Below are 6,221 nucleotides of genomic sequence, written 5' to 3' on the forward strand. Positions count from 1 at the left end.
TTATAATTCCTCCAATCGTCTTATAATCTCTTTTAAAACCTCTATTGTGGGTATTATATGGTCTGCATAGTGTTGTCCATATATATTGTTATCTAATTCCTCCTGCAACTCTTTCAAATGCTTTCTGTGGCTTTCTAGATACTCTGGAGTAGTAATATAGTGCTTACAGGTATAACATTTTTTCTTTTTTTCTAACCTATCGCATATTTCTCCATTCTCAATAGGATTACTACAATATCCATCACACATTCTAGCACCCTTATTCTTATTTTCTTTAAACCACTCTAGTTTTTCTTTATCTGATATTACTTCTTCATCAACATTATCTATATCACCTAAAATACCAATCTTATCAAAGACTTTTGCTCTATCTTTATCCTTAATATCTGCATAATGCCTACTTGCTGTTATTGCATTAGAAAGACCTAACATATCTCTAATTACTAGTAAATCAGCACCCTTAGAATACATATCAGTTGCAAGTGTTCTTCTAAATTGGTGAACTGTTAGATTATATAACTTACCATCTTTTCCTGTGATATTATGATTTTCTACAAACTTATCTAACCAATACTTATAAGAACTTTGAGAAATAATATTTATTTCACCATAATACCTGCCATGACTTACTTTATGAATAAAAATATTATCTTTAATTTCTTTATCTGCTTGTTCTCTTACCTCGTTTGTTTCCTCGATTAACTCTTGAATTGCTATTGCACATTCATTAGGGATAGGAATTTCACTTCTTTGCTTTCTATTTTTATGATCATAATAAGTCAAAGTCCATCCAGATATTAAATGTTTCTGTAAGCAATCAACTTTTAATTTAAGTAAATCAGATACTCGCATGCCTGTTGATTGTAAAATAACCAATCCATATTTAATATAAATATTTTCTTCATCTTTTAATGCCAAATTTATTTGTTTAATCACTTCGTTTGGAATAAATTCAGTTTTAACTTTTTTATTTACTCCTGTAAACTCATTACCTGTAAATATTTCATTATTAGGCACTTTGTTAGGCATATACACTTGTCCCCAGCGAATAACTGACTTTAAAGCATCTAAACAACCTTTCTGGTATCTATATGATAAAGATTTTTTAGTTCTTTTTGATATCCTAGTTTTTAAAAAAGATATAAAATTTTCAATGTCATTATTAGTTAATTTTTTAAATGAATTTATATCATTTGATATAGCAAAATTATTGAATTTTTTTAACAATGATACTTGATTATATAAACCTCTTAAAGCCCTATTACCTTCCCTATAATTTCTCCAAACATAACCCTTTACAACCTCTTTAATTTCATCACTTGCTATAAAAGAGAAATCAAAGTTGAAATGCTTATTATAATTTGGTGAATTTTTATCCTTATCAACTATCTTCCATTGATCATCTTTAGGCATATTCTCTAACATTTACTATCACAAGCAATTGAAGAACTTTTCTCCCAATATTTTTTCATTTCATCTATTATGAATTTATTAGACAGGTGCGTATATTGTTGAGTAGTTGATAGGTATTTGTGCCCTGCTAATATTTGAATTACTGAAGAATGAAGACCACTTTCAGTCCAGTTAGTGATACATGTATGCCTTAAATCATGAAAATTAAATTCTATACCTATTCTTTCTTGAACACGCTTAAATACTCCATATATGGCTCGATAGGTCAAAGGCTTGCCACGATATCTTTTTTGCTGTGCAACAAAAATATAGCTATGCTCTGTGTCTATATCAAAGCGTTCTTCCATAAGAAAGTCCTCTATTTCCTCAACTAAAGTTACTGGCAAATATAAATCCCTTCTCTTACCCTTACTGTTTATGTCCTCTAAAGCTACTACCTGTTGTTCTTGAATTGAAGGTGTAACTCTAGGTATATCTTCAATTTTTAAATCTAAAACTTCTTGTATTCTAGCACCTGCTAAATACATTATTTTAAATATCAACTTATCTCTCCAGTTATTTAAATTATCAAGAATAATCTCAAATTCACTTTCAGTTAATAATTTAATTTTATTTCCACTTTCCTTAACCTTAAAAACAGATCTCTTAGTCTTATTATTATTTCTTACATGGTGTAATAAACTTTTAAACATATCTCTAGGTCTATCTACTTCATCCATCAAAATGGGATTGTCCACTTCCTTAACCATAGAACAATATTTATAAAAATTATAAACTGTACTTAAAATCCTATTTATTGTCTTGCCACTTCTTGCACTTTCAATATTCAAATAATCTACATCTTCATTATGTTCTGGTTCTCTTAAATACTCTATAAATTCACTTATATCACTAGGGGATACCCCTCTATAATCAAACCCTTTATACTCTAAAAACTCCCAATACAATTTCAAATCTCTACCATAAGCTTTTATGGTATTCTCTGCTCTATCCTTTAACTGCAAATACTTTAAATAATCATACACAGGTTTAACAATTCTCATATCATTATCCAATAAAACAACTTTAACTTGATCATCTTTTTCTATTATGCTTAATTTCATAACAAGTACCTCCTAACTGCTTATTAAATATGTTCAACAAGCACTATGCCTTTAGTATATAGTAATCTAACTAGTAATGCAACTCTAACAAACAATAAATAATAATTAATTTAACAGGCACTTGTTATACTAATTTCTTATTAATAAAAATCCTTATAAACCCTATCATAACATCACTTATATCTAACTTAACTTATTAAACACTATACAGTAAACATATCATTTTACTACCTCCTCCTCATTAGCATAAACAGAATAATTCTTAATTTTAGTTTAACCTGAACTAACAAAAATAATCAAAATGACGTTAGACGTCAGACCTTTATAGTATAATTTCTAGTTTTTCATTTAAAATCCTTCTTTTTAGAGAAATTAATCATCAAATTCTTCAAATGAGATTTAATTTTTAAACTATATAATCAGCAATCAATCTAATTAAAGTAGGTGTTATGTAGGCTTCCACAAATCCAGCAGTAAATAATAAAATTCCTATCATCAACATCACAATTGAATAATTAGTTACTAAAAAGCGAAATTTATATCTACTCCCCATCAAGATTCCTTTCCCTAAAGTCAAAGCAAAGCTAATACTGACTAAAGCTCCTAAAATTAAGCTAGGTAAAAAAATTATATTCTGTGGTACAACAGAAATTATTGCCAATATAATCCCTCTTAAAAACATCTGGTCCAATAAAAATCCAACCGTAAACCCAACAATAAACCCACGTAAAAAAATAATAATAGGGATTAATAATGCACCAACCACAGTTAATCCTAACAACCAAAATAAAAATACAAATCTCAAATTAGAAATAACTATATTTTGAGCTATTAATTGTCTATCATTTCTCACTAATTGATTGATTTCAAGAATAAACTTTCCTAAATATTCAACCAATTCTTCCTTTTGAGCATACTCTAAAGTCCTAACAGCAAGTGTTCCAAATATAACCCCAATTACAAAAAAGACTATAATAAAAAATAAAAGTAATAGATTCTCTTCTAAAAAAAGAATTATCTTCTTCTTTAAATATCTATAATTAATCATTAATTTCCTCCTAGCCAATCATAAACTCCTTTATACATTAATATGTCAGCTAGAAATAACTTTATTACACCTGTAAAAAACCTGCTTCGATGATTAATTTAGCTATATGTTCAGCTGCTAATACATCCTCATAGGAATTAGAACTAGCAGCAACTAAACTAATTCCTGTATTATGCTTTTTAGCCAAATCAATTGCTCGCTGAGCTGAATCCTTAGCAGGTTCAACTCCTCTCTTATCCATTGTCCTAGCTACAGTTCCTGTAACAACCTGAGGAGCACCATGGTTATAAGCTACATCAAAAGCAACACCACCACATTCGGTAATCAATAAAACAATCTTATCTCTAAATTCAGCTAAAGTAGTTATTTCAGATCCTACATTTGCTAATATAGCATCCACTTGAGCTCCTGAGCGTTTTATTCCTGTCAACGCTAACTGAATATTTCCTCTTCGCTCCTCTTCAGTCCCTAACCTTGGTTCAGTAACTATTATTATTTCTGTATCATGTTTTAAAGCCTTTTTCCCTGCAAAATATCCAATCTTTTCTGGATTGGTTACTACTGGAACATTGACATGATCAGGACTAGCACCAAAAACCTCTAAAGCTCCTGCATCTAAAGCTGCCTCAGCAGTAGTTGACATATCGATCAAATCAACAATCATTACTACATTTCCTTTACGAGCTGCCCTAGCAGCTCCAGAAGCATTAAATGTAACATTTAAGGTAGCTAAACGTCTTTGATTACCTGTAAAATCATCCATACTCCCCTCTTCCTCCTCTAAAATAATAAATTAATTTCTTACCTTTACTATTTTACGCAGACTAACTACTTTACATTCTCAAATTAAGAGGTTTATTATTTAATTTTGATCAACTTTATTTACTAAATATTGTAGACCAATTATTGTTTTAGCATCTTCAAACTCCCCTTCAGCAAGCATCTTAGCAACCTGCTCAACTTTAATTTGCCTTAATTCAATAAATTCTTCTGGATCTGGCTGTTGTTCATATTGCTTTAGATCTGTTGCTAAAAAGAGATGAATCATCTCATCAGTAAAACCAGGGCTACTATAAAATGAAGTTAATTTCTGTAATGAGTTAGCTTGATACCCTGTCTCTTCTTTTAACTCTCGTAAAGCACATAGCTCTAAATCTTCACCTGCTTCTAATTTTCCAGCTGGTAGCTCTAATAATACTTTTTCAGCTGGCTTTCTAAATTGTTCAACTAAAGTGACTTTACCTGCTTGATAAGGAATCACTGTTACTCCTCCACTATGTTCTACAATCTCCCTTGTTGAATTATTCCCATTTGGCAGTTGTACTTGATCAACCTTTAAATTAATTATCTGTCCTTGATAAATCTGTTCACTACTAATTGTTTTCTCTGTTAGATCTATCATCTAACCCCTCCTTAACTCCTTATTAGCAAGCAATCCTGCTACCCCTGCTGTTATAAAGTATTCTCGATCTTGCTGGTAATTCCTACCCATTGTTTGAACTTTAAAGTCTAATTTATCTAAATAGCTTATGATCTCTTCTCCTTCTCTATATATAATCTGATGCTTAGCAGCTAATTCAAACTCAATTAATTGTTTTTTTATAATCTCTAAATATTTTTGCTTATTAAATTTGGGAATCCCAATTTTAGCTTTTACCAAACTTAGCTCTCCTAAATTCGTTCTTGTGTGATGGCTTAACCCATAATGCCTCTTCCGTGAATCACTAAAACTGATCCTAGGTACAGCAATTGGCCCTCCTCCTAAACTCTTTACAGCATGTAATATCTCAGCTTGTTCAACTCCACTGAAACCATATTTAGTACCTGTCCCCACAATCCCTGGGCCCATTGTAATTACAATTATATCAGCTTGATTGATCTGGGAAGCTGCTACTAAAGCTGAATAAATATTAACAGCTTCTAACTCTCCTCCAAAAGCATGACCACTAGTAATCGTATGATCAATTAAACCTGCACTTTGCATTTGATAAACTAATTCACTAAGTTTAAGTGGCAAAGCAGCTCCATCAGTCATAATGTATGTTATATTTGTCTCTGGTCTATTCTCTTTGATTGCCACTGTAATTGCTGGCAGCATACTATGTAAAGTTCCTACCACTACCGGAGTACCATTCAAAGACTTAAATTCTTTAATTGACTTATAATTAGGATTATTCTGCTCCTCTACACTATTCGTCTTAATTTGATAAGGAGTATAACGCAACTTCATAATATGTCCTGCTCCAGTTAACTCCTGCTCTTTACCTAAAATATAGATAACAAAATCATAACCACCAGTTCCTAGTCGCAAAGAAGTAGCAGTAGTATTTAAAATCACCTCATCTCCTACTTCAACTTGACCGACTAAATCATCATAGCTAATCCCTCGCTTTTCTATATTATCAACTTTAACTTTAATCTTAGTTAATCCTTTTCTTTGAGACAAGACCTCTATAACCTTACCTTGCTTAATTTCTAACATCTAATACCTCCAAATTTTAACAATCAATCTCCGAGTTTGAATTTATCTGACTTTAAGGTTAAGATTTATTGATATTAAGTTTAAGTTTAAGTCCAAGTCTAAGTTTAAGTAAGAACTAAAAGCCCTTATGCTTTTGATGGTTGACTCAGACTTAACCTCAACCTTAAACTTAAGC

At 30.8% G+C, this 6,221-nt stretch carries 6 protein-coding genes; all 6 read right to left on the reverse strand.

Annotation, left to right across the window (positions count from 1 at the left end; all coding sequences use genetic code 11):
* Positions 1-1,425, reverse strand: a complete 1,425-nt coding sequence (locus MWH28_RS04355; RefSeq protein WP_248618067.1) for a tyrosine-type recombinase/integrase — start codon at positions 1,423-1,425, stop codon at positions 1-3.
* Positions 1,419-2,516, reverse strand: a complete 1,098-nt coding sequence (locus tag MWH28_RS04360) for a tyrosine-type recombinase/integrase (RefSeq protein WP_248618068.1) — start codon at positions 2,514-2,516, stop codon at positions 1,419-1,421. Before MWH28_RS04360 ends, MWH28_RS04355 begins: the two co-directional genes overlap by 7 nt.
* 406 nt (positions 2,517-2,922) lie before the next feature.
* Positions 2,923-3,564 (reverse strand): stage II sporulation protein M, encoded by a 642-nt coding sequence (gene spoIIM / locus MWH28_RS04365; protein WP_248618069.1) that lies wholly within the window; start codon positions 3,562-3,564, stop codon positions 2,923-2,925.
* 64 nt (positions 3,565-3,628) lie between these two features.
* Positions 3,629-4,327, reverse strand: a complete 699-nt coding sequence (locus tag MWH28_RS04370; RefSeq protein WP_248618070.1) for a hypothetical protein — start codon at positions 4,325-4,327, stop codon at positions 3,629-3,631.
* A gap of 99 nt (positions 4,328-4,426) precedes the next feature.
* Entirely contained in the window at positions 4,427-4,966 is a 540-nt protein-coding gene (locus tag MWH28_RS04375) for an NUDIX hydrolase (protein ID WP_248618071.1), read from the reverse strand.
* Entirely contained in the window at positions 4,967-6,046 is a 1,080-nt protein-coding gene (locus MWH28_RS04380; protein WP_248618072.1) for a DUF3866 family protein, read from the reverse strand. It abuts the gene before it with no gap.
* Positions 6,047-6,221 lie beyond the last annotated feature (175 nt).

Origin of the sequence: Natroniella sulfidigena, assembly GCF_023223645.1 — a bacterium.
Taxonomy (GTDB): domain Bacteria; phylum Bacillota; class Halanaerobiia; order Halobacteroidales; family Halobacteroidaceae; genus Natroniella; species Natroniella sulfidigena.